This is a genomic window from Halomonas lysinitropha (assembly GCF_902500215.1).
GTDB lineage: Bacteria > Pseudomonadota > Gammaproteobacteria > Pseudomonadales > Halomonadaceae > Halomonas > Halomonas lysinitropha.
The window spans coordinates 429,234-455,520 of record NZ_CABVOU010000027.1 but is presented as its reverse complement, the minus strand read 5'-3'; the positions used below and the strand labels follow the sequence as shown (position 1 = coordinate 455,520).

General features: G+C 67.1%; 28 protein-coding genes. 7 read left to right on the top strand and 21 right to left on the bottom strand.

The genetic code is table 11. From position 1 onward, the window contains the following. Positions 1-213: 213 nt before the first annotated feature. The 5 genes from glyA to HALO32_RS06610 form a co-directional block, all read right to left on the bottom strand. A complete protein-coding gene (gene glyA, locus HALO32_RS06630; protein ID WP_151443144.1) occupies positions 214-1,479 on the bottom strand; it encodes a serine hydroxymethyltransferase in 1,266 nt (421 codons plus the stop codon). 137 nt (positions 1,480-1,616) lie between these two features. Continuing rightward, the gene (locus tag HALO32_RS06625) at positions 1,617-3,032 is read right to left on the bottom strand and encodes a hypothetical protein (protein WP_151442973.1); all 1,416 of its coding nucleotides are present in this window, start codon (positions 3,030-3,032) and stop codon (positions 1,617-1,619) included. A 51-nt stretch (positions 3,033-3,083) separates the two neighbouring features. After that, on the bottom strand, positions 3,084-4,511 hold the full coding sequence (locus HALO32_RS06620; RefSeq protein ID WP_151442972.1) for a polyphosphate:AMP phosphotransferase: 1,428 nt from the start codon (positions 4,509-4,511) through the stop codon (positions 3,084-3,086). Between the two features lie 9 nt (positions 4,512-4,520). Beyond that, the gene (locus HALO32_RS06615; RefSeq protein WP_151442971.1) at positions 4,521-7,145 is read right to left on the bottom strand and encodes an ABC transporter permease; all 2,625 of its coding nucleotides are present in this window, start codon (positions 7,143-7,145) and stop codon (positions 4,521-4,523) included. Then, entirely contained in the window at positions 7,142-7,858 is a 717-nt protein-coding gene (locus HALO32_RS06610; protein ID WP_151442970.1) for an ABC transporter ATP-binding protein, read from the bottom strand. Before HALO32_RS06610 ends, HALO32_RS06615 begins: the two co-directional genes overlap by 4 nt. Between HALO32_RS06610 and HALO32_RS06605 the strand changes: the two genes are divergently transcribed. Both HALO32_RS06605 and HALO32_RS17950 read left to right on the top strand, forming a co-directional pair. Beyond that, positions 7,857-8,537: an arylesterase gene (locus tag HALO32_RS06605; protein ID WP_151442969.1), complete on the top strand. Its 681-nt coding sequence runs from the start codon at positions 7,857-7,859 to the stop codon at positions 8,535-8,537. The two genes, HALO32_RS06610 and HALO32_RS06605, sit on opposite strands and share 2 nt — an antisense overlap. Next, entirely contained in the window at positions 8,530-8,700 is a 171-nt protein-coding gene (locus HALO32_RS17950; RefSeq protein ID WP_192576458.1) for a hypothetical protein, read from the top strand. The genes HALO32_RS06605 and HALO32_RS17950 overlap by 8 nt, the downstream gene beginning before the upstream one ends. On the opposite strand, the gene HALO32_RS06600 is transcribed toward HALO32_RS17950, so the two are convergent. From HALO32_RS06600 to HALO32_RS06585, 4 genes are read right to left on the bottom strand one after another with little or no spacing between them, the layout of a single operon-like run. After that, the gene (locus tag HALO32_RS06600) at positions 8,688-9,581 is read right to left on the bottom strand and encodes a DMT family transporter (protein WP_151442968.1); all 894 of its coding nucleotides are present in this window, start codon (positions 9,579-9,581) and stop codon (positions 8,688-8,690) included. The genes HALO32_RS17950 and HALO32_RS06600 overlap by 13 nt on opposite strands. Further along, entirely contained in the window at positions 9,578-10,078 is a 501-nt protein-coding gene (locus HALO32_RS06595) for a hypothetical protein (RefSeq protein ID WP_151442967.1), read from the bottom strand. Before HALO32_RS06595 ends, HALO32_RS06600 begins: the two co-directional genes overlap by 4 nt. Beyond that, complete coding sequence (locus HALO32_RS06590) at positions 10,075-10,374, bottom strand: nucleotidyltransferase domain-containing protein (RefSeq protein ID WP_151442966.1); 300 nt, start codon at positions 10,372-10,374, stop codon at positions 10,075-10,077. The genes HALO32_RS06595 and HALO32_RS06590 overlap by 4 nt, the downstream gene beginning before the upstream one ends. Before the next feature lie 10 nt (positions 10,375-10,384). Further along, on the bottom strand, positions 10,385-10,654 hold the full coding sequence (locus HALO32_RS06585) for a SelT/SelW/SelH family protein (RefSeq protein ID WP_151442965.1): 270 nt from the start codon (positions 10,652-10,654) through the stop codon (positions 10,385-10,387). On the opposite strand from HALO32_RS06585, the gene HALO32_RS17945 reads away from it, so the two are divergent. The 4 genes from HALO32_RS17945 to ettA all read left to right on the top strand — a co-directional run bounded on the left by HALO32_RS17945 (position 10,648) and on the right by ettA (position 13,551). Beyond that, positions 10,648-10,818 carry a hypothetical protein gene (locus HALO32_RS17945; RefSeq protein WP_192576457.1) on the top strand — a complete coding sequence of 57 codons (171 nt, stop codon included), beginning with the start codon at positions 10,648-10,650 and terminating at the stop codon, positions 10,816-10,818. The two genes, HALO32_RS06585 and HALO32_RS17945, sit on opposite strands and share 7 nt — an antisense overlap. Positions 10,819-10,909: 91 nt before the next feature. Then, positions 10,910-11,344: a PAS domain-containing protein gene (locus tag HALO32_RS06580; RefSeq protein ID WP_151442964.1), complete on the top strand. Its 435-nt coding sequence runs from the start codon at positions 10,910-10,912 to the stop codon at positions 11,342-11,344. Between the two features lie 186 nt (positions 11,345-11,530). Then, positions 11,531-11,731 (top strand): PA3496 family putative envelope integrity protein, encoded by a 201-nt coding sequence (locus tag HALO32_RS06575; RefSeq protein WP_151442963.1) that lies wholly within the window; start codon positions 11,531-11,533, stop codon positions 11,729-11,731. Positions 11,732-11,889: 158 nt separating this feature from the next. Further along, on the top strand, positions 11,890-13,551 hold the full coding sequence (gene ettA, locus HALO32_RS06570; RefSeq protein WP_151442962.1) for an energy-dependent translational throttle protein EttA: 1,662 nt from the start codon (positions 11,890-11,892) through the stop codon (positions 13,549-13,551). A 124-nt stretch (positions 13,552-13,675) separates the two neighbouring features. Here ettA and lpxL read toward each other — a convergent pair whose 3' ends face one another. The 12 genes from lpxL to HALO32_RS06510 form a co-directional block, all read right to left on the bottom strand. Continuing rightward, a complete protein-coding gene (gene lpxL, locus HALO32_RS06565) occupies positions 13,676-14,593 on the bottom strand; it encodes an LpxL/LpxP family Kdo(2)-lipid IV(A) lauroyl/palmitoleoyl acyltransferase (RefSeq protein ID WP_151442961.1) in 918 nt (305 codons plus the stop codon). Between the two features lie 22 nt (positions 14,594-14,615). Further along, complete coding sequence (alr, locus tag HALO32_RS06560) at positions 14,616-15,719, bottom strand: alanine racemase (protein WP_151442960.1); 1,104 nt, start codon at positions 15,717-15,719, stop codon at positions 14,616-14,618. Between the two features lie 66 nt (positions 15,720-15,785). Continuing rightward, the gene (gene rpoS / locus HALO32_RS06555; RefSeq protein ID WP_151442959.1) at positions 15,786-16,793 is read right to left on the bottom strand and encodes an RNA polymerase sigma factor RpoS; all 1,008 of its coding nucleotides are present in this window, start codon (positions 16,791-16,793) and stop codon (positions 15,786-15,788) included. Between the two features lie 120 nt (positions 16,794-16,913). After that, entirely contained in the window at positions 16,914-18,095 is a 1,182-nt protein-coding gene (locus HALO32_RS06550) for a peptidoglycan DD-metalloendopeptidase family protein (RefSeq protein WP_151442958.1), read from the bottom strand. Further along, on the bottom strand, positions 18,088-19,062 hold the full coding sequence (locus HALO32_RS06545) for a DUF368 domain-containing protein (protein ID WP_151442957.1): 975 nt from the start codon (positions 19,060-19,062) through the stop codon (positions 18,088-18,090). The genes HALO32_RS06550 and HALO32_RS06545 overlap by 8 nt, the downstream gene beginning before the upstream one ends. Positions 19,063-19,089: 27 nt before the next feature. Further along, a complete protein-coding gene (locus HALO32_RS06540) occupies positions 19,090-19,758 on the bottom strand; it encodes a protein-L-isoaspartate(D-aspartate) O-methyltransferase (RefSeq protein WP_151442956.1) in 669 nt (222 codons plus the stop codon). Further along, entirely contained in the window at positions 19,745-20,491 is a 747-nt protein-coding gene (surE, locus tag HALO32_RS06535) for a 5'/3'-nucleotidase SurE (protein ID WP_151442955.1), read from the bottom strand. Before surE ends, HALO32_RS06540 begins: the two co-directional genes overlap by 14 nt. Continuing rightward, a complete protein-coding gene (truD, locus tag HALO32_RS06530) occupies positions 20,491-21,606 on the bottom strand; it encodes a tRNA pseudouridine(13) synthase TruD (protein ID WP_225809797.1) in 1,116 nt (371 codons plus the stop codon). Before truD ends, surE begins: the two co-directional genes overlap by 1 nt. Further along, positions 21,599-22,093, bottom strand: coding sequence for a 2-C-methyl-D-erythritol 2,4-cyclodiphosphate synthase (ispF, locus tag HALO32_RS06525; RefSeq protein WP_151443142.1), 495 nt, complete (start codon positions 22,091-22,093; stop codon positions 21,599-21,601). The genes truD and ispF overlap by 8 nt, the downstream gene beginning before the upstream one ends. Before the next feature lie 145 nt (positions 22,094-22,238). Beyond that, positions 22,239-22,940, bottom strand: a complete 702-nt coding sequence (gene ispD, locus HALO32_RS06520; RefSeq protein WP_151442954.1) for a 2-C-methyl-D-erythritol 4-phosphate cytidylyltransferase — start codon at positions 22,938-22,940, stop codon at positions 22,239-22,241. Next, the gene (gene ftsB / locus HALO32_RS06515) at positions 22,937-23,287 is read right to left on the bottom strand and encodes a cell division protein FtsB (RefSeq protein ID WP_151442953.1); all 351 of its coding nucleotides are present in this window, start codon (positions 23,285-23,287) and stop codon (positions 22,937-22,939) included. Before ftsB ends, ispD begins: the two co-directional genes overlap by 4 nt. A gap of 80 nt (positions 23,288-23,367) precedes the next feature. Next, positions 23,368-24,504, bottom strand: coding sequence for a GNAT family N-acetyltransferase (locus HALO32_RS06510; protein WP_151442952.1), 1,137 nt, complete (start codon positions 24,502-24,504; stop codon positions 23,368-23,370). Positions 24,505-24,761: 257 nt separating this feature from the next. On the opposite strand from HALO32_RS06510, the gene HALO32_RS06505 reads away from it, so the two are divergent. Continuing rightward, the gene (locus HALO32_RS06505) at positions 24,762-26,156 is read left to right on the top strand and encodes a coniferyl aldehyde dehydrogenase (protein ID WP_151442951.1); all 1,395 of its coding nucleotides are present in this window, start codon (positions 24,762-24,764) and stop codon (positions 26,154-26,156) included. Positions 26,157-26,287 lie beyond the last annotated feature (131 nt).

The window sequence follows — 26,287 nt, the reverse complement described above, 5'->3', positions numbered from 1 at the left end:
CCGGCTACGGGTGGTGGGTTTACCATTTACCTTGCAGAATCCGCGCCAGGATCCGGCATAAGCCCGACTCGACAGCGAGCAAGGCATGCTGTTACGTGAACCAGGCGCCTCTGCACCCATTTCAAACACCAAAACGCCCCGCCATGGTGCATAGTGGCGGGGCGTTCGATGCCCCCTGGCCTAGGCTAGGGGGTCAGGCAACGGGGGTGGACCTCAGCGATAGACCGGCAGGCGGGCGCAGACAGCCTCGACCTTCGCCTTGACGTCCTCTTCGATGGCAGCGGTGTCGTCGCCTGCCGCCATGACGTCGAGGATGTCGCAGATCCAGCCGGCCAGCTCCCGGCACTCCGCCTCGCCGAAGCCACGAGTGGTTACCGCCGGGGTGCCGATGCGCAGGCCTGAGGTGACGAAGGGACTCTGCGGATCGCCGGGCACGGCGTTCTTGTTGACGGTGATATGGGAGCGCCCCAGGGCGGCGTCGGCGTCCTTGCCGGTCAGGCCCTGCTTGATCAGCGACAGCAGGAAGAGGTGGTCCTCGGTGCCGCCGGAGACCACCTCGAAGCCGCGCTCGATGAACACCCCGGCCATGGCCTGGGCGTTCTTGACCACCTGCTGCTGGTAGGTCTTGAAGCCGGGCTCCATGGCCTCCTTGAAGCAGATCGCCTTGGCGGCGATGACGTGCTCCAGCGGGCCGCCCTGCCCGCCCGGGAAGACCGCGGACTGCAACTTCTTCTCGATGGCCTCGTCGTTCTCGGCGGAGAGGATCAGGCCGCCACGCGGGCCGCGCAGGGTCTTGTGGGTGGTGGTGGTCACCACATGGGCATGGGGCAGCGGTGTCGGATAGACGCCGGCCGCCACCAGCCCGGCCACATGCGCCATGTCGACCAGCAGGTAAGCGCCCACCTCGTCGGCGATCTCGCGGAACTTCGCCCAGTCGATGATCTGGGAGTAGGCGGAGAAGCCGGCGATGATCATCTTTGGCTTGTGCTCGCGGGCGAGGCTCGCCACTTCGGCGTAATCAATGCGGCCGGCCTCGTCGATGCCGTACTGCACGGCATGGTAGTGCTTGCCGGAGAAGTTGGGCTTGGCGCCGTGGGTCAGGTGGCCGCCGGCGTCGAGGCTCATGCCCAGGATGGTATCGCCCGGCTTGACCAGCGCCTGAAACACCGCCGCGTTGGCCTGGGAGCCGGAGTGGGGCTGGACGTTGGCGTAAGTCGCGTCGAACAGCTCCTTGGCGTAATCGATGGCGAGCTGCTCGACGATGTCCACGTACTCGCAGCCGCCGTAGTAGCGCTTGCCGGGGTAGCCTTCCGCGTACTTGTTGGTCAGCTGGCTGCCCTGGGCCTCCAGCACCCGCGGGCTGGCGTAGTTCTCGGAGGCAATCAGCTCGATATGCGCTTCCTGGCGTGCGACTTCCTTCTGCATCGCATCGAACAGGGCATCATCGAAACCGGCAATCGTCATGTCACGGCTGAACATCGGCGGGGAACCTCGCATCATGGAATAATCTGAGGCCAGCATGATACCCCAGCCCCCCGAGGCTTTCACATGAAAGGCAATCATCCCGAGGGCGTGAGCCTTTCATCTTCCCCCGCCCATTTCCCTGGCCCCTGCGTTCAACGCGTTTCCACGCGCATCTCGAGACGCTCGGGCAACGCCATGGGATCGCCGGTGTAGGTTTCCAGGTTGCTCTCCGCCGGCAGCGTCAAGGCAACCTCGAGCTCATCGGCGTTACCTTCGGCCAGGGACACCAGGCCCAACAGGAACTGCTGCACTTCGGGACCGAACATCATGCCGAAGCCTTCGGCCTGGGTGCGTGCCTGTTCGAGGTACTGGCTTTCGGTTATGCCCTCCATGGCCGCTCCCAGGGTCGCCATGCGGCCAAAGAGCCCCTGCTCGGCGAGGATCAGGCGCAGGCTGCCACCCAGCAGCGTTGCCGACTCCAGTACCCCATCTTCGGCGAACACGGCCGCAGGGGTGACACCCTCGGGCAGCACTACCGGCAGTTCGACATCGACCAGCAGCCTGATGGCTTCATGGATCGTGACATGACTGTCGCTGGTGATAAGGCTTTGCGTATCGCCCTCTTCCCAGTTACCCAGCAGGGCGACATCGACACGCAAGTCGCCGCTACCATCGGTCAGCACGTTGCTGGCCATGCGCATCTGGGCCCGCTCTTCCTCGGGTGCCAGTTCGATCATGCGCGCCAGGTCGGCCTGAAAATCCTCGATCTCCAACCCGCCCTGACCGTCGCTGAAGTCGCCATCGACACTCAAGCGCGCCAGACTGCCCACGAGTCGCTCGGCGTCGACGACAAGGTCGCTCAGCAGCAACGCATCCAGGCGTTGTTCATCTTCATTATCGAGGCCCTGCAGCCCTTCGAACACCAGCGAACCGAGAGCAAAGGAACCGGCGCCAAACTCGCCCAGATTCTCGCCCATGCCGGACACATCGGCGATCTCGAAGCGCTCGATGGCCGTGTGGCTGAGCCCTTCGCCCCGCACCCGGGCGATCGTCATGCGCCCCTGGGCATCGTCCAGCTCGGCATCGTCAAACATATCGCGGGCCAGCTCCGACGAGAGATCCAGGATGATATCGTCGATCTCCAGGGTAGCGATGCGAACGTCCTGCGGGGCCAGGCTGTCGTCGAGCGGAAAGACGGCCCGCGATGGCTCGCCCAGGACGATGCGCTCGATCTCCACCAGGGCCATCTCGGATAGTTCATCCTCGAGACGCACCCCTTCCAGCGTCACCTCGTCGGGGCTGTCGTAGTCGCCGCTGACCACGTAACGGTCGATGAGCAAACGCTCGCCCTCTTCGCCGCGAAACACCACCTCTTCGGCGGTGACCCGCGAGCGCAGCGTCCCGCTCGACACCTCGCCGATGGTGACCTCACCGTGTTCGCCAAACACGCCTCGCAGATCGGCCTCGAGGCGCTCGGTCGAGCCCTGGGCGGAAACAGCAGGCAGTAACGTCACCAGCGCCAGGAAGGCGACACGGCGGGGGGAGACGCTGAGGGAAAGATGCGACATGGAATCACCTCCTGTGCAATCGATGGTGGAAAACGCCCGATATAGCGTAGCTCAAATGGGCGAGACGAGGCGTGCCTCGAGCCGTTGATTGACACTCTCCAGCACCCTGAGCCGGGCCTGGCGCTTGTCGTCGCAGGCGATCAAGGCCCATTCGGCGCCCGGCGCCTCGGTGCGGGCAAACATCTCGTCGATGGCCTCGCGATAGTCGTCCCAGCGCTCGCGGTTCCGCCAGTCCTCCTCGGTGAGCTTGTGGCGCTTGTGGGGCTTGGCCGCCCGGGCCTCGAAGCGGCGCAACTGCTCTTCGTGACTGATGGACAGGAACAGCTTGCACAGCACGGTGCCGTGGACCAGCAACTGGCGCTCGAACTCGCGGATCTCGCCGTAGGCGCGTCGCCAGGCCGCCTCGGGCGCCAATTCCTCGACGCGTTCCACCAGCACTCTGCCATACCAGCTGCGGTCGAAGATGGCGATGCGTCCGTCGGCCGGCAGGCGGCGCCAGAAACGCCAGGCCCAGGGCAACGCCAGTTCCTCGTCGCTGGGGGCGGCGATGCGATGGACCCGGTACTGGCGGGCATCCAGTGCCGCGGTGATCCGATGGATGCTGCCCCCCTTGCCCGCCGCATCGATTCCCTCGAAGGCCAGCACCACCGGAATTCGCCGACGAGCCGCTTCCCGGGCGTTGATGGCCAGGCGTCCCTGCGCCTCGGCGAGCTGCTCGGCGTAGGGCTCCTTCTCCAGAGCGGCCTTGGACCGGGAGTCGGCAAGGCGTATCGAGGGGGCGGACGATGCCACATCGGGCACCACGCCAGGCACGACGGAAGGCGCATCCGGTGGTGCCACCAGCGTTTCGCGCAGCAGCGCTCCCACCCGCTGCAGCTGGTCCGCCGGATCGCGAAAGTCGAGCCGGCGCCAGGGCGCATGGTCGGCCGCCGTGGCCTCGCGCATCTCGCGCCCCAGAGCGCCGATAGCGGCATGCTGGAGATGGCGCTGCCAGTCGGTGTCGTTCAGCTGCCAGCCCCGCACCGGGTCTTTCTGCAGCGCCTGCAGCTGACGGCGTTGTGTGGAACGGTCGATGTCCATCCACAGCTTAAGCAGTACAACACCCTCGGCGGCCAGCTCGGCCTCGAAGGCGCGAATCTCCGCCAGCCTGTCCCGAAAGGCCCCCGACGAAAGACGCCGCTCGGCCCGGGCAAAGAGGGCATCGCCATACCAGCCGTGAATGAAGATGCCGATACGGCCGCGATCGGGAATTCGTCGCCAGAAGCGCCACCAGTAGGGTCGCTCGCGCTCCTCGCTGCTGGGGCCCAAGGCATGCACCTCGGTGTGGCGGTTTTCCAGCCAGTGATTGAGCTCATTGACCAGCCGTCCCTTGTGGGTGACGGCGTGGCCGGTCAACAGCAGGATCACCGACTGCTCGCGACGATGGGCGAGGTCGAGCTGAGCTTCCAGCAGGCGGGCGCGCAAGATATCGGTCTTCATGGTCGCACCTCAGGTTTCGCCCAGCAGACCGAGGCTGGCGGCAGGCGCCTGGCGGCGCAGACCCCGCGACAGCAGATGGCCGATGAGACCGATAGGCAGCGCGCCGGCCAGCGGCAGGGTCAGCCACAGCAGCCAGTGGATCCTGGGGGCCAGGTCGAACCAGGCCAGGTAGATCCCGGCGGTCGCCAGCTCCGCCAGCAGGGCGCCCATCAGCCCGCTGGCCAGCCCCAGCACGGCGAACTCCGCCGCCTGCATCCGCGACAGCAACCGGTTGCCGGCCCCGAACACCCGCAGCAGGCCGCTCTCGTGGGCCCGCACCGGGAGGCTGGCGGTCAGCGCCGCATAGAGCACGCTGATCCCGGCCAGCAGCACGAAGCCCAGCACCAACTCCACCGCCCGGGTGACCTGGGTCAGCACCTCGCGTACCTGGGCGAGGATGGCCTCCACGTCGAGCAGGGTGACGCCCGGAAACTCCTGCACCAGCTGACGCAGCAGGTCGCGATCGTCATCGCCGAGATGGAAGGCGGTGATGTAGCTGTGGCCGAAACGCTCGAGGGTCTCGGGGGGAAAGATCACGAAGAAGTTGGGCCGGAAGCTCTCCCAGTCGAGGCTGCGCAGGCTGGTCACCTCGCCGGTGACCTCGTCGCTGCCGATGGTGAAGGTCAGGCGATCCCCCAGGGCCAGGCCGAGCCGCTCGGCCAGGCCATCCTCCACGGAAATCGGCACCGCCGCATCGCCCGGAGCGGAACTCGGCTCGGCGTCCACTTCGTCCAGCCAGCCCTGCTCAGAAGCGGGCGGGTCCTCGGTGAACCACTCCCCCGCCACCACCCGGTTGCCCTCGGGCAGGGTCTCGCGCCAGGTCAGGTTGAGTTCGCGACGCAGGGCGTTGTCGCCTCGCGATTCCGCAGGGACGACATCGCGCGGGGGCTGATCGTTGATGGCGGTAAGACGCCCGCGAACCATGGGATAGAGGGCGCTGCGGGCATCCGTGGCATCGGACAGGGCCGAAGCGAAGGCATCCCGCTCCTGGGGCTGGATATTGATGGCGAAGTGGTTGGGGGTGTCCTCGGGCAGCTGGGCCTGCCAGGTAGTGAGCAGATCGCCACGCACCAGGGCGATCATGGCCACGGCGAAGAAGGTCACCGAGAAGGCCAGCAGCTGGCCGAGGCTGGCATGGCGACGCCGTGCCAGCTGCTGGCCGCCCAGCCGGACGGCCGTGGCCATGCCATCCCGCGGGCCCCCACCCCGCCGCCCCGCGGGGGCCCCCCCGCGCGCCCGCGGGGGGGGGCCCCGCAGCACCAGGCCCAGCAGCGCGCCGCCGAGCCCCCAGAGCACGACCAGCATCACCAGTCCACCCAGCAGGAGGCCGGCGGCGATCCATGGATCGCCGGAGTAGAGCCACAGCAGTCCGCCGAAGACCAGCGACGCCATACCCACCACCAGCCAGGCCGAGGGCGGCAGCGGGTCCAGCTCGCGGCGCAGCACCTTGAGAGCGCTGACCCGCTTGAGGCGCAGCAGGGTCGGCCCGGCGAAGCCGGCCAGTACCGCCAGGGCGGTGAATACCCCGAGCCACAGCGGCAACAGGCCGGGTGCCGGCAGACTGAACGGCAGGAAGGCCGACAGCAGCTGTACCAGCAGCGCCTGACCGGCCAGGCCCAGCAGGGCCCCCAGCGCCGAGGCCGCCAGTGCCAGCCACAACAGTTGCAGCACGAAGAGTCGCAGCAGCTCACGCTGGGTGGCACCGAAGCAGCGCAACAGCGCCGCGGTATCCAGGTGGCGGTCGACGTAGCGCCGGGTGGACATGGCCACGGCCACGCCGGCCAGCAGCACGGCGGCAAGCCCTGCCAGTCCCAGATATTTCTCCGCCCGCTCCAGGGCATTGCCCAACTGGGGGCGATCGCTGCGCACGTCGCGCACTTCCACCCCCTCGCGACGCAGCCGTTCCAGCAACGGTTCGACGCGGGCCACCGCCTCGGCGCTGCCGGCAGCCAGCAGCTCGAACTCGACCCGCGAGCCCTCCTGGACGAGGCCGGTGGCGTCCAGGTCGTCGTGATGCATCATCAGCCGCGGATTGAAGTTGCCGAAGCCGGCCGACTGGTCGGGCTCGCGCTCGATCACGCCGCCGACCTCCAGCTCGGTCTCGCCCAGGCTTATCCGGTCTCCCACCTCGAGCTCCATCAGCAGGGCGAGACGCGGCGCCACCCAGGCCTCGCCCGGTGGCGGACCGTGCGCCAGGGTCTCGACGCCATCGCCGCGGTCCACGCGGGCCGTGCCGTAGTGGGGATAGACGTCGTCGACCACCTTGAGGCTGGCCGGCTGGAAGCGGTCACCGCGGCTGATCATGGAGACCATGTCGACCTGGTCGGAGAGCGTCAGGCCGGCGTCCTCCAGGGCCTCGCGGACCTCCGCGTCGAAGGGCCGGCCCTGCTCCAGCACCACGTCGCCGCCCGAGAGCTGGCCGGCCTGGCGGGTCAGCCCCCGATCGAGACGGTCGAGGAAGAAGCCGATCATGGTGGAGGCGGCCACCGCCAGCGCCAGCGCCAAGGCCAGGGCGCGCACGTCGGCGGAGCGCAGATCACGGATCAGGCTTCGGCCGGAAAGGCGCAGCAGGGCCGGCCAGTGGATTCGGCTCATGCCATCACCTCGTCGCGGGCCATCTCGACCAGCCGGCCATCCTCCAGGCGCAGGCAGCGATCGCAGCGCCGCGCCAGGGCATGGTCGTGGGTCACCAGTACCAGGGTGGTGCCGGCCTCGCGGTTGAGCGAGAACAGCGCCTCGATGATGCGCTCGCCGGTGACCGGGTCCAGGTTGCCGGTGGGCTCATCGGCGAACACCAGCTCGGCCCCGGTGACGAAGGCGCGAGCCAGGGCCACGCGCTGCTGCTCGCCACCGGAGAGCTGCTTGGGGAGGTGGCTCAGGCGCTCGCCGAGGCCGACGCGGGTCAGCCAGTCGCGGGCCTGCGCCTCGGCCCCGGGGCTCGGCGACAGCTCCAGCGGCAACAGAACGTTCTCCAGGGCCGTCAGGGTGGGCAGCAGTTGGAAATTCTGGAACACGAAACCGATGCGCCCTGCCCGCAGGGAGGCCCGGCCGTCCTCGTCGAGGGCACGCAACGACTGGCCGAACAGCGACAGCTCACCGCCGCTGGGTGAATCCAGGCCCGCCAGCAGACCCAGCAGGGTCGATTTGCCGGCGCCGCTCTGGCCAAGAATCGCCACGCTCTCCCCTGGGAACACCGACAGCGACAGGTCACTCAAAATACGCAGCCGCCGCTCGCCGCTCTCTACCTCCTTGGCGAGGCGGTCAGCGTGTAGAATCGGCGAGGCATCCGTTCGAGAGGAGATGGACATGGCGAAGGGCTTCCCTGTAGGTGCGTTGGGCCAGCATGCACCGCGCTGGCTCGCTGGGCGCTGGTTCACGGCGCTCTGGTTGACATTGCTGCTGGCCGGCGGCGCGGCACAGGCGGCGGAGAGACCGGTGCTGCTGGTGATGGGCGACAGCCTGAGCGCCGCCTACGGCATCGAGCAGGGAACCGGCTGGGTCAGTCTGCTGCAGGCGCGCCTCGACGGAAAGGCGCGCGTGGTCAACGCCAGCATCAGCGGCGAGACCTCCAGCGGCGCCGCCGCGCGCCTGCCCGACCTTCTCGGACAGCACGAACCCGATATCGTTGTGCTGGAGCTGGGGGGCAACGACGGCCTGCGCGGCCTGCCACCGCGCCAGTTCGAGACCCACATGGCCGACATGATCGAGGCGAGCCAGGCGTCGGGTGCCGAGGTGTTGCTGCTGGGCATCGACATCCCGCCCAACTACGGCCGCGCCTACCGCGACGCCTTCACCGGGGTCTACACGCGGCTGGCCGACGACTACGATCTCTCGCTGGTGCCCTTCCTGCTCGAGGGCGTGGTACTGGAGGACGGTCTGATGCAATCCGACGGCATTCACCCCACCGCGGCCGCCCAGCCGCAGATCCTCGAGAACGTCTGGCCTATACTGGAACCCATGATCGAGGAGGAGCTAAACCATGGATAATCCAGACTGGAATGAACAAGAGCGCAAAGAGCAGGGAGAAGCCTTGTTAGAGTTGCTGCGGCTAGGAGAAGAGAGCCGAGTAGCCGGCAAGACCATGACATACGATGAGTTCATGGAGAGATTGAACTTACGTCATCAGGAAAGACGCAATCAATCTATCTGAGCCACCGGCGCCGGGGTCTTCTGCCACTGCTGGAGGCCGAGCCCGCCGAGGATCAGCACCAGGCCCACCAGGGTGGAGGGCAGGATCGGCTCGCCCACTACCAGGAAGAGCAGCAGCAGCGACACCGGCGGCGAGAGGAAGATCAGGTTGGAGACCTTGGCCGTGCGCGAGACCCGGTGCACGGCCAACTGCCAAAGGACGAAGGCGATACCCATCTCGAACAGCCCCACATAGATGCCCGCCCCCAGCGCCGTCCAGCCGTACCAGGACAGCCCCGGCCCGGCCAGCAGCAGCACAGTGAGCACCGGCACGCCGACGCTGAAGTTCTGCCACTGGGCCACCAGCGGCGGGCGATGATCCCGGGCATTGAGCAGCCAGTAAAGCGCCCAGAGCAGCGTCGAGGAGAGCGCCAGCCCGACGCCCAGCGGGTCGGCGAAGGCCACGTCGAACACCGCCCCCCGGGTGGCGATGACCCAGACGCCGGCATAGGCGATCAGCCCCGCCAGCACGTCGATGCGCGTCAATCGCTGGCCGAGGATCGGCACCGCCAGGAAGGCCATGGCCAGCGCCCAGGTGTAGTTGAGCGCCATGGCTTCCTGGCCGGGCAGGCGATCGTAGGCGCCGAACAGCACCAGGTAGTAGGCCACCGGATTCATCAGACCCGCCCAGGCAGCAGTTCGCCAGCCGTGCCGGAGCGCCTGCCCCAGCAGCCCCTGGCGTGCCACCAGTACGCCCATCAGTGCCCAGGAGACCAGCGAGGCAATCCACATCAGCGCCAGCGGCGACATGTAGCCCAGCGCCACCTTGAAGGCGGTGGCCACGGTGGACCACAGCGCCACCGCCCCCAGGCCGAAGAGCATCGCCTGGCGATCACCGGTCATGGGCCACCGTCAGAGCGTTCAGGCAGGATATGCCGGCGATAGAACTCATGACAGCGCTGCAAGGTTTGGGGCAACAGATCGTAAAGACGCGCCGCCTGGTTGATGTTCTCAGCGATCGCCTGGCTATCGGACAGGTATTCATGTGCAAAGGCGTTGCGTAACAGCCGCACTTCCAACCAGTCATCTACTGTCTGCAGCACGCCGAACTTTTCCATCCGGTTGAGGGTATCCAGCAATGAGACATCCTGATCGGTATCCTCGAGGCTGGCACGAGATAGCGCGCGAAACAGCTTGCTGGCCATGAAATCCTGCAGCTTGCCGAAGCGGCTAAGAAACAGATCCACCCGGTCGATGGCATCGTCGTCGAGTTCACTGACTCGCGCGGCCTCCATCGGCAAGTCACCCTGGATAGCCTCCCAGGAGCGCTGCAGGTGGTGGTGCATTCGTTCGGCCACCTTGAGCTGTTCTTCGAGTATCGCCCGGGGTGTCGTGGTCATAGCCTGATTCCTTGTTCCAGGGCATCACGATGAATAGGCCGCAGCGTTTCATCGGCAGAGCGAATCAATAGATCGATGCGCCGGGGGCCCAACCGCGTCCAGAGCATTCGCTGCAGACGCGCCTGAATCCGGGTGCGGGGTTCGTCAAGCTCGGGGGCCTCGATGTAGAGGTCGATATCGCCTCCGTGACGCCCGTCATCGACCCGGGAACCGAACAGGTAGACACGCGCCCTCTCACCCAGCAACTCGGTCACGGTGTCATGGATGGTGGAAACCTGCTCATCGGTCAGCCGCATGATCGACTCCTTATCGGTCGAGGTGCCCCAGGTCACGGTCGGGGTCGAGGCGGTCGCGCACCGCCTGCTTCAGGGCCTTGATGTCGGGGAAGCCGCCGTCGCGCTTGCGCTCCCAGAGCGACGCCCCGTCACAGAGGATCTCGAAATGGCCGCCATGGGAGGGCACCAGGGCCACCTCCTCCAGTTCCTCGCCGAAGGTGGAGAGCAGTTCCTGGGCGTACCAGGCGCTACGCAGCAACCAGTGGCACTGGGTGCAGTAGTGAATTCGGATACGTGACATGGAACCTCGAGTGCCGCAACAATAATAGCCTCGATGATAACAGCCAGGGAGAGCCGGTGGCCGCCCCCGAGATCAGCCAGACCCGCCTCTTCGAGCGGCTAACCGGCGACGAGGACGGCCTGCAGCGTATACTTGTTGCGGCCCAGGCAGCGCCGACGCGTTGAAATCCCGACGCCGGCTGGCCATGATGAGGGCAATATCCCGCCCCCTGCCGCCATGTGATGCGGCAGAGGCACCGCGACAGGAAACCCCTGCATGAAACGATCCCCCCTGATCAGCCCGGAACTGCTGGAACGCATCATCGATGCCTCCGAGGACGGCATCGTGGTCGCCGAGCAGGAGGGCGACGAGAACATCCTGATCTACGTCAACCAGGGCTTCGAGCGCCTCACGGGCTACAGCGCCGATGAAATCCTCTACCAGGACTGCCGCTTCCTGCAGAACGAGGATCGCCACCAGCCAGGGCTCGATACCATCCGCGAGGCCCTGAAGGCGGGTCGCCCGTGCCGCGAGGTACTGCGCAATTATCGCAAGGACGGCACCCTGTTCTACAACGAGCTCTCCATCACCCCCATGTACGATGAGGACGACCACCTCACCTACTACATCGGGGTACAGAAGGATGTCACCGAACGCATCGAGGCGCAGCAAGAACTCGAGCGGCTCAAGGCCGAGCATGGGGTGAACTGAGGCGTCGCAACACGGCGGAGAAAAATTTCATCCGGGGGCTTGTCCTCGACCTTTCTTGTCGGTATATACCCTTCAGGCAACCGCCGTTGCCTGAAGGCGCTTCAGGTTCCATACCCGGGACGAGAAGCGATCGAATGATCCGCCGAACGACAGAGCGTTCGGCCCCGGGCCATGGGAGGTTATCGCATGAGCCATGAACCCCTTCTCGATACCACCGACGATGACGATCAGGACTACCTGGAGGCGGTCAACGACGACTACGGTCGCGTACGCCCCAGCAGTCGCGCCGACACACTCAAGGCCCGCCGACGCGTCGAGGCCCTCATCGAGGAGCGTCGCCTGCGGCGTGCCATCGAGGATGACTGGGCGCTAGAGGAAGAAGAGTAGCGCCGAGCGCCGAGCGCCGAGCGCCGAGCGCCGAGCGCCGAGCGCCGAGCGCCGAGCAAGATGTTGGGGCCTGGTCACCTCCCGGGACAATGCTGGTTTTTGTTTTGCCTGGCCACTATCATCGTGGCCACTGAACATCCTCCAACCAACGGGTTCCCATGGCGCAATACGTCTACACCATGAACCGGGTGGGCAAGGTGGTGCCCCCCAAGCAACACATCCTCAAGGACATCTCCCTGTCCTTCTTCCCAGGCGCCAAGATCGGCGTGCTGGGCCTCAACGGCTCCGGCAAGTCCACCCTGCTGCGCATCATGGCCGGGGTGGATACCGAGATCGAGGGCGAGGCCCGGCCCATGCCGGGACTGAATATCGGCTACCTGCCCCAGGAGCCTGAACTCGACGACGACAAGAACGTCCGCGACACCGTCGAGGAGGCGCTGGGTGCCATCAAGGAAGCCCAGGAGAAACTCGACGGCGTGTATGCCGCCTATGCCGAGCCGGATGCCGACTTCGACGCCCTGGCCACTGAGCAGGCGCGCCTGGAGAACATCATCGAGGCCTCCGACGCCCACAATCTCGAGCGCAAGCTGGAAGTGGCCGCCGAGGCCCTGCGCCTGCCGCCTTGGGACGCCCGGGTCAGCCACCTTTCCGGTGGCGAACGACGCCGCGTGGCGCTGTGCCGCCTGCTGCTATCCAGCCCTGACATGCTGCTGCTCGACGAGCCCACCAACCACCTGGACGCCGAGTCGGTGGCCTGGCTGGAGCGATTCCTCCACGACTATTCCGGCACCGTGGTGGCCGTCACCCACGACCGCTATTTCCTCGACAACGTGGCCGGCTGGATCCTCGAGCTTGACCGTGGCCAGGGGATTCCCTTCGAAGGCAACTACTCCCAGTGGCTCGAAGCCAAGGAGAAGCGCCTGGAGAAGGAGGCCAAGCAGGAGGCCTCGAAGAACAAGGCGATCAAGCAGGAACTGGAGTGGGTGCGCAGCAATGCCAAGGGCCGTCAGGCCAAGAGCAAGGCTCGCCTCAATCGCTTCGAGGAGCTGCAGTCCGGCGACTTCCAGAAGCGCAACGAGACCAACGAGATCTACATTCCACCCGGCCCGCGCCTGGGCGACAAGGTCATCGAGTTCCACGATGTCGCCAAGGCCTTCGACGACAAGCTGCTCTACGAGGACCTGACCTTCACGGTGCCCAAGGGCGCCCTCGTGGGCATCGTCGGGGGCAACGGCGCGGGCAAGTCGACTCTGTTCAAGCTGATCACGAATCAGGAGCAGCCCGATGCCGGCGAGGTGGTGGTCGGCGAGACCGTCGACATCGCCTATGTCGAGCAGCTGCGCGATGCCCTGGACGACAAGCAGACGGTGTGGGAGGCGGTCTCCGACGGCCAGGATGTCCTCAACATCAACGGCCACGAGGTCTCCTCACGGGCCTACGTGGGCCGTTTCAACTTCAAGGGCAACGACCAGCAGAAGCGCCTGAGCGAGCTCTCCGGCGGCGAGCGCGGCCGCCTGCAGCTGGCCCAGACCCTAAAGCAGGGCGCCAACGTGCTGCTGCTCGACGAGCCCTCCAACGACCTGGACATCGAGACCCTGCGTGCCCTTGAGGAGGCTCTGCTGGCCTTCCCTGGTTGCGCCCTGGTGATCTCCCACGACCGCTGGTTCCTCGACCGTATCGCCACCCACATCCTGGCGTTCGAAGGCGACTCCCACGTGGAGTTCTTCGAGGGCAACTACACCGAGTACGAGGCGGACCACAAGAAGCGCGTCGGCAACGACACCCCGCACCGCATGAAGTACAAGCGCATCGACGCCTGACCGGCTTCGCCGGAGCGGTAAGTCGTAAGCTTCAAGCTGTAAGTGAACCCCACGGACCCTAGGGTGTGTGGGGTTTTCTTATGGCTTATGGCTTCTAGCTTCCGGTTTCTTCTGATGCGCAGCGTCAGTAGAAACCGACCTCCCCCTCCGGCCGGGTCTTGAAACGCCGGTGCAGCCAGAGGTACTGCTCAGGGTGCTTGCGGATCGCCGCCTCGATCACCGCATTGATGCGGGTGGCATCGGCCAGGTCGTCGCCGCTGGGGAAGTTCTCCAGCGGCGGTAGGTACTCCAGGGTATAGGTGCGGTCATCGGGGTTGCGGTGGAAGATCAGCGGGATCACCGGGGCGCCGGTCATGCGCGCAATGCGCGAGGTCATTCGCACCGTGGCCGCCGGGATGCCGAAGAAGGGAGCAAAGACGCTGGCATCGCGGCCGAAATCCTGGTCCGGGGAGTACCAGACCGCATGGCCCGCCTTGATGCGGCGCACCACGCCGCGCAGGTCATGACGGTCGAGGACCACATCGAAGTAGGGGGCACGGGCACGCCCCATGAAGCGGTCGAAGAGCGGGTTGTCGTGGGGGCGCTGCACGGCGTCGGCGCGGAAGTAGAGCGCATGCAGGGCGGCCCCCAGATCCAGGGTGGAGAAATGCACCCCGAGGATCAGCGCCCCTTTCCCCTCAACCTGCAACCGGGCCCGGTGCTCCTGGCCCAGGAAGGTGACGCGATGGCGCAGATGCTCGGGATCGCGGCACCAGCCGGTGGCCGTCTCGACGACACCGATGCCGTTGGCGACAAAGGTCTCGCGCACCAGCCGCGACTGCTGCGCCTCATCGAGTTCCGGGAAGCAGAGGCGGATATTGGTCTCGGTGATATGGCGACGGCGTTTGACGAAGCGCCAGGCGGCAAGGCCGATCGCCCGGCCGATCCACAGCTTCAGCCGCCAGGGCAGCCAGGCCACCACATGCATGGCACCGATGCCCAGCCAGGTGGGCCAGTAACGCGGATGAGCGAAGGAGGTCTGGGGGGTGTCGTCCCTGGACATGCCTGTTCCCGTGGTGCGGCGTTCAGTCCGGCCCATGATAGCGCCTGGGAACCCTGGGTAGCACGCCACTGAGCAGGGTGTAGCTGATGGTGTCGCAATGGCGGCCCACCTCGTCCACCGACAGCAGCGCGCCGTTCGCGGCGCGCCCCCAGAGCACCACTTCGCTGCCGATGTCCGCCTCGGGAATCTCGGTGAGGTCCACCGTCAACATGTCCATGGAGACCTTGCCGGCAATGCCCGTGCGTTGTCCGTTGACCAGCACCGGGGTGCCGTCGACCGCATGCCGGTCGTAGCCGTCGCCGTAGCCGCAGGCGACCACACCGATCCGCGAGGGGCGTGGGGCCCTCCAGCGCCCGGCATAGCCCACAGGCTCACCGGCGGCGAGCTCACGCACGGCGATGATCTCGGAGCGCAAGGTCATCACCGGCGACAGCCGACGGCTCAGCTCGTTGGAGGCCTCCAGCGGATCGCTGCCATAGAGCATTACCCCCGGCCGGTTCCAGGCGCCGTGGGCCTCGGGCCAGGCCAGGGTGGCGGGCGAGTTGGCGAGGCAGGTAGGCGCCTCGAGCCGCAGCGCCAGGTCGTCGAGCAGTGCGAGCTGGCGGCGGAAGTAGCCGGGGTCCAGGGCGTCGGCGGTGGCGAAATGGCTCATCAGGTGCAGGTCGCAGGCCCGGTCGGGCGCCGCGGCGAGACGTGCCCAGACGGCGCCCGCCTGTGCCGGCGAAAACCCCAGCCGATGCATTCCCGAGTCCACCTTCACCCATACCGGGATGGGGCACACGGGCCGATAGGCGAGCAGCGCCTCCAGCTGCCAGTCGGTGTGCACCGCCATCCACAGCCCCAGCGCCTCGACCCGCTCGAGTTCGACGGCCTCGAAGATGCCCTCGAGCAGCACGATGGGCGCCGTGATACCCCCCTCGCGCAGGACCTCTGCCTCCTCGAGGCAGGCCACGGCAAACGCCGGCGCCAGGCCCTCGAGCGCGCGGGCGCAGGCCAGCGCGCCATGACCGTAGGCATCGGCCTTGATCACGGCGACCGCGCGGCTGTGGGGGGCCTGGTCACGGGCCAGGCAATAGTTGTGACGCAGGGCGTCGAGGTCGATGTCGGCAATCAGCGGCCGGGCCATGATCGGGATCCTGGAGGGATTGGCAGTGGCGTACCATGTGCCGGAGGTCAACTCCGGCACATGGCGTCACTCGAAGATGGCATCCAGCGAGAGGCCCTGCTTGTCGAGCATGCGGCGCAACTTCTTGAGGGCTTCTACCTGGATCTGGCGAACGCGTTCGCGCGTCAAGCCGATCTCTTCGCCGACCTGCTCGAGGGTCGCGGCTTCGTGGCCGCGCAGACCGAAGCGACGCACCACCACCTCCATCTGCTTCTCGGTGAGCTCGGCCAACCACTCGTCGACATGCTGGCGGACGTCGCCGTCGACCAGGGTGGACTCAGGACCCTGGTCATTGTCGTCGGCCAGCGTCTCGATCAGCGGCTTGTCGCTCTCGCTGCCCATCGGATAGTCGACGGAGGAGACGCGCTCGTTGAGGCCCATCATCTTCTTGACGGTCTCCACCGGCTTGTCGAGGTAGTCGGCGATCTCCTCGGCCGTGGCCTCGTGGTCGAGTTTCTGGGTCAGTTCGCGGGCGGCCCGCAGATAGATGTTGAGTTCCTTGACCACATGGATCGGCAGGCGGATGGTGCGGGTCTGATTCATCAGCGCCCGCTCGATGGTCTGGCGGATCCACCAGGTGGCGTAGGTCGAGAAACGGAAACCGCGCTCGGGGTCGAACTTCTCCACCGCCCGGATCAGCCCCAGGTTACCCTCCTCGATCAGGTCGAGCAGGGTGAGGCCCCGGTTGAGATAGCGCCGGGCGATCTTCACCACCAGCCGCAGGTTCGACTCGATCATCCGCGAGCGTCCCAGCGGATCGCCCTTGCGTGCCAGGCGGCCGTAATGGACCTCTTCCTCCGGTGTCAGCAGCGGCGAAAAGCCGATCTCGTTGAGGTAGATCTGAGTGGCATCGAGACTGTGACGCTGATGGCGATCCTCACGGCTCAGCGCCTTCTCGAAGGCTTCCTCGTCGCCGACCACCACCTCCTCGTCTTCGATGTCCTCGCGCTCCTCCCTTACCTCGACAGCCTCCTCGTCCGCCTCGTCAGCAGATGCCAGATTCACATCCTGAAGGTCCCGTTCAAGCATGCTCATCGAATAGCTACCCCATGGTTGCGACCGGGCGTCGTGTATCCGTGGCCGGATGGTCGACGCATGACATTATTATTGTGTTACCCCGTTCTTCCTTCAGCAGAGGCTGAACGACCGCCAGGATCAGCGGCCAGGCAGAAACTCGAGGGGATTCTGAGGCTGCCCGTCCTTGCGTACCTCGAAGTGCAGCCTCACATCCTCGGCATCGCTGTCGCCCATGGTGGCGATGACCTCTCCGGCCTCGACCACATCGTTCTCCTTGACGTTCAGGGTGTCGTTATGGGCATAGGCACTCAGGAACTGGTCGTTGTGCTTGAGCAGAATCAGCTTGCCGTAGCCCCTGACACCGCTTCCCGCATAGACCACGATTCCCGGGCCGGCTGCCTTGACAGGTTGCCCCTTTTGCCCCTCGATATCAATGCCGGCGGTGATGCTTCCCCCCTCACCGAACTGGCCGATCACGTCACCCTCGACCGGCCACTGCCAGGCCACCTCGTCCACCGGGGTGTAGCTCCGCCCGGCCCGTTGTTCGGACGCGGGCTCACCGGCGACCGAGGTCCCGGCATCGGTGCCATCATCGCCCGTCTCCGATGATGCCTGGGCCACCTGGGCCGCCTCATCCTCACCTGGGGCGTCAGGTGCGTCGGGCGTATCGGTCTCGCTCTCCGCCGCCTCGTCAGCGGCCTGCTCCTCTTGCGCACGGGACGCCAGTTCCCGCCGTTCGGCCAGGTCGCGCTCACTGAGGCTGCCGTCCGCTCCGGGACTATCGTAGCTATAGACCGGCCCCGGGCCCTGGTCGGCGCCCGAGACGGCATCGGCGCTTTCCATGGCCGCCTGACTGGGTCCCTGGGGCGAGTCATCTTCCTCCTGGCGCTCGGTCGAGAGGCGACGGTTGCGTTCGATGGCACTCTCGTCCGGCATCAGCCAGTCGAGTTCCTCATCGCTTGCGGACGCCTCGCCGCCGAGGCCGGTAGCCACGACCCCGCGGCCACCGGACGCGTCCTCGCCGCCCTGTTCGGGAGCGGAGGTGGCGCTTCCCTCGCCGCCCAATACCAGGCGCTGACCGGGCTCGAGGCGGTAGGGAGGACCGATGCGGTTGAGTCGCGCCAGATCGCGGTAGTCCATGTCATGGCGCCAGGCGATGCCGTAGAGCGTATCCCCGGCTTCCACGGTGTATTCGGCGGGGGTCGTCTCCGCCCGGCTGGCCGACAGGTCGCGAACCTGGACCGGCCCACTCTCGCCCTGCTGCGCGGCACAGCCAGCCAGCGCCAGGGCCAGACCGGAAATCACAAATACCTTATGCATTGGAGCCTTCCTCCTTGTCAGCACCATCTCGGTTACGGGATGTCGCGGGCCGGTTGGCCCGGCCGATGAGCAGCACCAGGGCCGCACCGGCGAGCATCAGGGCGACCACCGCCGGCAGCCGGGCGGGGTCGCCGGTCAGCTCGGCGAAGTCGGCCGGGGTCAGGTAACGATAGTCGAGGGGGATCATCTGCCCCTCGGGGCCCAGCTGGTAGCGTACCAGTTCGCGCCATGGCCAGAGTACCGGCAGCGAGCCGATAATGAAGCCGACCAGCAGCTGCAGGGTCGCAGTGTGATAGTGACGCAGCAGCCAGGAGAGCAGCCGCGAGAAGCCGAACAGACCGATCAGGCAACCCGCCCCGAACAGTCCGATCAACCCCAGGTCGAAGCCGCGGATGCCCTGCATCACCGTGCCGTAGAGGCCCATGGTGAGCAGCAGGAAGCTGCCCGAGACACCGGGCAGCAGCAGGGCACTGATGGCGATGGCCCCGCCCACCACCAGCACCAGGTCGGGATTGCCGAGTTGGGTGACCAGCGGCATCAGCGACGGCAGGCCATGAGCAAGCAACAGTCCCGCGGCGAGGGGCAGCAGGTGCCACCATCGCCAGTCGGCCGGGTGACGGCTGACCACCAGGGCAGAGGCGGCCACCAGGCCGAAGAAGAAGCCGTCGAGCAGTTGCGGGAAATCCTCCATCAGCCAGACGACGAGATGGGCCACGCTGACCAGGCTGATGGCGATGCCGGCCAGCAGCGGCAGCACGAAGGTCAGGTTGAGATGCGTCGCCAGCAGCGGCAAGCCGCCGCGTCGCCAGGCAACGAAGGCGCTGGGGCCGAACTGCTTGATGCTGTGAATCAGCTCCTCGTAGATGCCGGTGACGAAGGCGATCGTGCCGCCGGACACCCCGGGCACCGCGTCGGCGGCCCCCATGCCGGCGCCTCTGAGGAAGATACCGAGATGACGCTTCAACAGCGGACTCCTTTCAACGTATGACTCCTTTCAACGTATGACGCCTTCCAGCAGCGGCACGAACCGCACCGCCTCCAGTCGCTGTGTCTCGAAGCTCTCACCGCTGCGGCGCACACGGGTCAGCCATTGTTGACCATCAGGCTCGGCCAGCGGCGTGATCAACACTCCCCCTTCGCCGAGCTGGGCGAGCAGCGACGCAGGCAGCTCGCTGGCACAGGCCGTCAGCAGGATCACCTCGAAGGGCGCCTCCTCCGGCCAGCCATGGCCCCCGTCGGCGAGGCGCAGCCGGGTATTGTGGACCTCGAGCAGACGCAGGCGACCACCGGCGCGGCGATGCAGGGCATTGATCCGTTCCACCGACCAGAGTTCCTTCACCAACCGCGAAAGCACCAGCGTCTGGTAGCCCGAGCCTGTGCCGACCTCCAGCACCCGCGACGGTGCTTCCTGGATCACCAGTTCGGTCATCCGGGCGACCACCCAGGGCTGGGAGAGCGTCTGGCCATGGCCGATGGGCAGCGAGGTATCCTCGTAGGCTCGATGCGCCAGGGCCTCGTCAAGAAAGAGATGACGCGGCTCCCGGGCCATCACCTCCAGCACCCGGGGGTCACGGATTCCCTGGTCGGCCAGGCGGCCCACCATGCGATCCCGGGTACGCTGCGATGTCATGCCGACACCGCGCAGCAGGTCAGGTGAGTGCATCCAGCCAGTCCTGCACGTCGTCGCGCGCTGCATGCCGGGTCAGGTCGGTGTGCAGCGGCGTGATGGAAACATGGCCCGCCTCGATGGCGGCGAAATCGGTGTCCGGCCCGTCGTCGGCATTTTCGCCCACGGCGGCAATCCAGTAGCGCAGCCGGCCCCGGGGATCCCGCACCTCCAGGGGACGGGCCGCCGGGCCGCGATAGCCCATCCGGGTAACCCGAAAGCCCTGGATCTCGTTCCATGGCAGGTCCGGCACGTTGACGTTGAGCAGGCTACGCGGCGGCAGCGAGAGCTGGTCGGCCGCCCCCACCAGGCTCGCCGCCACCCGGCCGGCGGTCTCGAAATGGCGCGAGCCGACCAGCGACATGGCAATGGCCGTCATGCCCAGGTTACGCCCCTCCATGGCAGCGGCCACCGTGCCGGAGTAGAGCACGTCGTCGCCGAGGTTGCCGCCGTGGTTGATGCCCGAGATCACCAGATCTGGCCGCTCGTCCCAGACACCGTTGACCCCCAGGTAGACACAATCCGCCGGAGTGCCATCGACGCTGTAGAAGCCGTTGTCGAGGGAGGAGAGCGCCAGCGGCCGGCTAAGCGTGAGGGAGTTGCTGGCCCCGCTCTTGTCACGGTCCGGGGCAACGACGCGCAGCCGCGCATGGGGCAGCAGAGCATCATGCAGGGCACGCAGCCCGGGGGCGTGTACTCCATCATCGTTGGATAGCAGCAGTCGGCGCATTACAGGCTCCTGTCAGTAGGCGGGGCCCCGAGAGAGGGGTGAGAGATCAGTTCACGCAGCACGGCGGTGGCAAAGGCGCCCTGCGGCAGGCTGAAGGCCAGCCAGAGCTCAGCGTCGCCGCGGGTCAGCCGTGGCTCGCCCAGGCGCAGCCGCAAGGCCCGGCGGGCCAGGCGCACACCGGCGCGCTCGAGCCCCTCGCACAAGCCGGGGTAGCGCCCGGCCAGGGCGGCCTCGTGGGCTCCCGCCTCGCCGACGGCACGCGAGGCGCCGACGCCCCACAGTATCCCGGCGGGGTGCAGGTCGAGGCGTCGGGCCCGCTCACCAAGTTCGGCGAGTTGGGCGGCATCGTCGGGCGCTACATCAAACTGGCTGGCGCTGCCATCGAGCATCACCACCTCGCCGGGCAGCGGCGTGGCCCAGCTGTGATCATGAACCCGGGCGGCCAGCAGCTCGTTGAACAGAAAGCTACGGGCCGCCGAGAGCAGCATGCCTTCGCGGTCATCGCGCTTGCGCCAGCCGCGGGCCAGCACGGCCCGGGCGCGCTGCAGGTTGCGCCCGTCCGCACCGAAACGCTGGGGCCCGACATAGTTGGCGACGCCGAGGTTACAGAGGCGCTGCCAGCGCGCCTCGAGCACCGGGTCGGCCACGGCTGCCCCGGTGATTCGCAATTGGAAGCGATTGGCCCGATGCACGCCACGCTTGAGCTTGCGCGGATGACGGGCCTGGTCAAGCACCCGGATACCCCGCTCGGCGAGTTGGGTCACCAGCCCTTCGGGAGCCTCCTGGCCGGGCAGTTGCACGGAGAACCATTGACGGGTCACGGCGACGCGGTCCTTCATGCCCGCGTAGCCGACCACTCGCGACGAGACCTCGCAGAGACGGGCCAGCTCGCGGGCCACCATGGCGGTGGTCAGGTCGCGCTTCTCGATGAATAGCCATAGGTGCTCGCCCTCCCCTTCCGGGACGAAGTCGAGGGCCTCCTCGACCAGGAAGTCTTCGGGCACGGCGCGATAGTCGCCCGCCAGCGGCGCACCGAGCTCGCCCTCCAGTACCCGCGGCCAGGCCGGCGGCCAGTCGATGGCATCCTGGACGCTGGGAGATGCGACCTCACTCACTGGCCGCCTCCCCGTCGCGGCGCACCAGCAGCGTCACCGCCTCGGCGGCGATGCCCTCGCCGCGGCCGGTGAAGCCGAGTCGTTCGCTGGTGGTGGCCTTGACGTTGACCGCGCCCCGGGCGACACCCAGGTCGTCGGCGATATGTCGCGCCATGGCGTCGATGTGCGGCGCCATCTTTGGCGCCTGGGCGATCAGGGTGGCGTCCAGGTTGCCGACCCGGTAGCCGGCCCCGTCCACCAGCCCAGCGACGTAGCGCAGCAGGGCACGGCTGTCGGCGCCGGCCCAGGCCGGATCGGTATCGGGAAAGTGGCGACCGATGTCGCCCAGCGCGCAGGCGCCCAGCAGGGCGTCGCAGATCGCATGGAGCAATACGTCGCCGTCGGAGTGGGCAACGAAACCGTAATCGAAGGGAATGGCGACGCCGCCGACCATCAGGTGGTCGCCTTCGCCGAAGCGGTGGACATCGAAACCGTGGCCGATTCGCATCATGTACTTTTCATACCCCGTACTCTCTCAGCATCATCATTCGGCGTAAAAATATTCGATTCTACCGTAGGCCGGATAAGCCGAAGGCGCATCCGGCTTGGCAATTACCCCATCACCGTGCCCGGTGCGCTGGCGCTTACCGGGCCTACAGGACCTGTTGCTGGGCAGACAATATCAAGGCCGCCAGGGCCAGATCCTCGGGATGAGTGATCTTGAGGTTGTCGCGACGCCCGCTGATCAGCCGCGGCGAGTACCCTGCCGCCTCTACCGCCGAGGCCTCGTCGGTGACGGCGACACCTCGCGCCAGCGCATCATTCAGGGCGCGACGCAGCAGGCCGAGGCGAAAGCCCTGGGGGGTGAAGGCGTGCCAGAGGCCCTCACGCGACTCGGTGGTACGCACCCGGCCGTCGCCATCGTCGCGCTTCATGGTGTCGGCCACCGGGGCTGCCAGCAGCCCGCCCACGGGGTCGTCGGCGATGGCCGCCAGCAGCCGTGTCAGGTCGTCGACGGTGACGCAGGGCCTTGCCACATCGTGGACCAGCACCAGGTCATCTTCCGCCGCCTCCGGGGCGATGGCGTCCAGGGCGTTGACCACCGAGTCGACCCGCTCAGCCCCACCGGCAGACCGCCGCCAGTCGGCGAAGGGCACCCAGGCCGGGTCGAAGTGGTCATCGTCGGGATCCAGGCAGAGGCAGAGCCGGGCAGACGGGAAGGCCTGGTGGAGCCGCGCCAGGGTACAGGCCAGCACCGGCCGGCCGACCAGCGGCAGGTACTGCTTGGGGTGACCGGCACCCATGCGCCGCCCCTGCCCCGCGGCGGGCACCACTAGCCACAGGCGGGTACTCACTGGCTCGCCTCCGTTCCGGGTGCCGGCATGCCCACCAGGCCGGCATTGATCTCGAGACCGGTGTTGTCCACCGCCACGCCGGGCACCCAGAAGAACTGCTCGTCAGTGCGCACCATGCCGATGTCGCTGCGGGCCCGCTCCTCGATGGCATCGAGGCCGGTCTTGAGGTCCACCACTTCGGCGGCCAGGCGCGCATTGCGATCGCGCAGCGGCTGGTTCTCTTCCTCCAGGGCATCCACGCGTTGGCGCACCTCGGTGAGCTCACGCATGCCGCCCTCGCCGAGCCACAGCCGATACTGCAGAAGCCCGAGCAGGATGATGAGCACGATGGCCAGCCACTTGAGCATGCAGGATGTCCGTCTCGGGGTTATCGATGGCGAACATTATGCCAGTTTCGCTGCGCTTCGGCAGAACCATGCGGGCACTGTCAGCTCTCCCGGAAGGGCAAGGCGGCCTCCGCCGCCCGGGAGTAGGCCTCGACGTGAACTCGCTCCTCGGCGCAGAAGCGTGCCACGGCGTCGCGCAGGCGGGGGTCGGCGATGTGGTGCAGCGATGTGAGCCGCCGCGGGGCAAAGCCTCGCGAGAGCTTGTGCTCCCCCTGGGTACCGGGGTCGAAGAGGGTCAGACCGCGTTCGAGACAATGCTCGATGCCCTGGTAGTAGCAGGCCTCGAAGTGCAGGCAGTCGGCCAGCACCTCGCTGCCCCAGTAACGCCCGTAGAGGGTGCGCGCGCCCTGCAGGCAGAGCGCGGCGGCCACCGGTCGCCCCTCCAGGCGAGCCTGGATCAGCAGCAGCGACTCGGGCAGGGTGCGGCGCAGGCGCTCGAAGAAGTCGAGGCCGAGGTAGCCGTGGCGGCCACGCTCCAGATAGGTGATCTCATAGCAGCGAAAGAAGTGGGCCATCGCTGCCGCGTCGATGGCCTCGCCCTCCAGGCGATGCAGGGTCAGGCCCTGATCGGCCACCAGGCGCCGCTCGCGGCGGATCGCCTTGCGACGCTTCGCGGTCAACGCGGTAAGGAAACCCTCGAAGTCGCCATAGCCGCGATCGCGCCACTGGAACTGCACGCCGTCTCGCGCCAGCAGCGACGGACAGGCCGCCTGCCAGGCCTCGACCTCGGCCGGCTCGGCAAACAGCAGGTGCCAGCTCGACAGCCCGCTGGCCTCCCAGACCTCGGCCAGTACACGCCGGACAGCCAGGGGGTCGAGGTGGGACGCCAGGGCCAGCCGTGGCCCCGGCGCCGGGGTAAAGGGAATCGCCGAGAGCCCCTTGGGATAGTAATCGCCGCCGGCGCGCTCCCAGGCCTCGGCCCAGCCCCAGTCGAAGACGTATTCGCCGAAGGAGTGATGCTTGTGGTAGTGCGGCATGACGCCGACCAGCGCCTCGCCCTGCCAGAGGGTCAGGTGGCGCGGTACCCAGCCGGTGGCGGGACTCACCGCCCCGCTGGCCTCAAGGGCATACAGGAATTCGTGGCGCAGGAAAGGATGGTCGTCGCCGACCAGGGCATTCCAGGCCGCGACCGGCACCGCCTCAATGGCGGGCAGTTCTTGCAAAACGAGCGGGGTCATGGCGGCTCCCGGGGAAATGCGTTAACCAAGGCGAGGGGCGCCGGGGGCAGGTCGAAGAGCAGGTCCTACGCCATGGATGGCGTCGGTAGCGCCCAGGGAGGGGTTCACAGCGCCTGCTCGAAGACCTGCCGACGGTTTAGCCCCGAACCATGCCACCTATGCGACAGCTCCGATAGCTGACAAGCCGTTGGCAGAAGGCCTACATTGTGCCCAGTGCCCGAGCCCCCTTCCATCCTCATCGACACATGGAGACGTGCATGACCGACGCACGCGCCCTGCAGGCGCGCCTGGACCAGCAGCGCAACGCCTTCGCCACCGAGCCTTTCCCCTCGGCGGCAACCCGTCGCGACCGCCTCGCCCGCCTGGCGAACATGACTCGCCACCACCGCGACGAGATCGCCCAGGCGATCCACCAGGACTTCGGCCATCGCGCCGAGGCCGAGACACGCCTGGCCGAGGTGTTTCCCCTGCTGCAGGCGGTGCGCCATGCCCGCCGCCATCTCAAGCGGTGGATGCGCCCGCGGCGCGCTTCCGTGCCGTGGCGGCTGCAGCCGGCCCGGGCGCGCATCCATCGCCAGCCGCTGGGGGTCGTAGGCATCATTGCCCCGGCCAACTACCCCTGGAGCCTGGCGCTGTTGCCGGCAGTGGATGCCCTGGCTGCCGGCAACCGGGTGATGATCAAGCCCAGCGAGCAGACCCCCACCACCAGCGCTCTGCTGGCCCAACTGGCCGAGCGCTACTTCGCCCCGGAGGAGCTGTGCGTGATGACGGGCGATGCCGACACCGCCCGAGCCTTCGCCGCTCTGCCCTTCGACCACCTGCTGTTCACCGGCAGTGCGCGTATCGGCCGCGACGTGGCAAGGGCCGCCGCCGCCAACCTCACGCCGGTGACCCTGGAGCTCGGCGGCAAGACCCCGGCCATCGTCGCCGATGATGCCGACCTGGCGCATGCTGCCCGACGCATCGCCTTCGGCAAGTGGCTCAATGCCGGCCAGACCTGCATCGCCCCGGACCATGTGCTGATCGATGCGGCGCGGCTGCCGGCCTTCATCGAGGCGATCCGCGGAGCGGTCAAGGCATTCTACCCACAGGGCACCGCCAGCGACGATTACTCCGCCGTGCTCGGCGAAGGCGCGCGCCGGCGGCTCGAGGGCGTGCTCGACGAGGCCCGCGATCATGGCTGTCGGGTCATCGAACTCGGCGAACGCCAGCCACTCGACCAAGGCAAGAAGCTGCCGCCTATCCTGGTGGTGGATCCCACCGCCAACCTGTCGATCATGCAAGAGGAGGTCTTCGGTCCCTGGCTGCCGGTGATCGGTGTAGGCGACTTCGAGGCCGCCCTGGCCAGGGTCGCCAACGGGCCCAGCCCCCTGGCGCTCTATGCCTTTACCGACGACCCTAAGCGTCGCCAACGCCTGCTGGAAAAGAGCCGCTCGGGCGGCGTAGTCTTCAACGATACCCTGTGGCACTACACCGTGCCTGCCCTGCCTTTCGGCGGCATCGGCGAGAGCGGCCTGGGGGCCTACCAGGGCGAGGCCGGCTTCCTGCGCTTCAGTCATCAGCGCAGCGTTTTCCTGCAGGCACGCCACAATGCCGTGGGACTGCTCGACCCGCCGTATCGCAAGTGGCTGCTACGGCTGCTGGGGCTCTAGCGTGGTCCGCCCGGTGCGCTGTCGCTTACCGGGTCCACGAGCCGTACTATCGGTAATAAAACTACAATTTCCACCGAACCACGGGTAGAATAGCCAGATAACCGGACGCTTTATTGGTAAGTTTACAACAC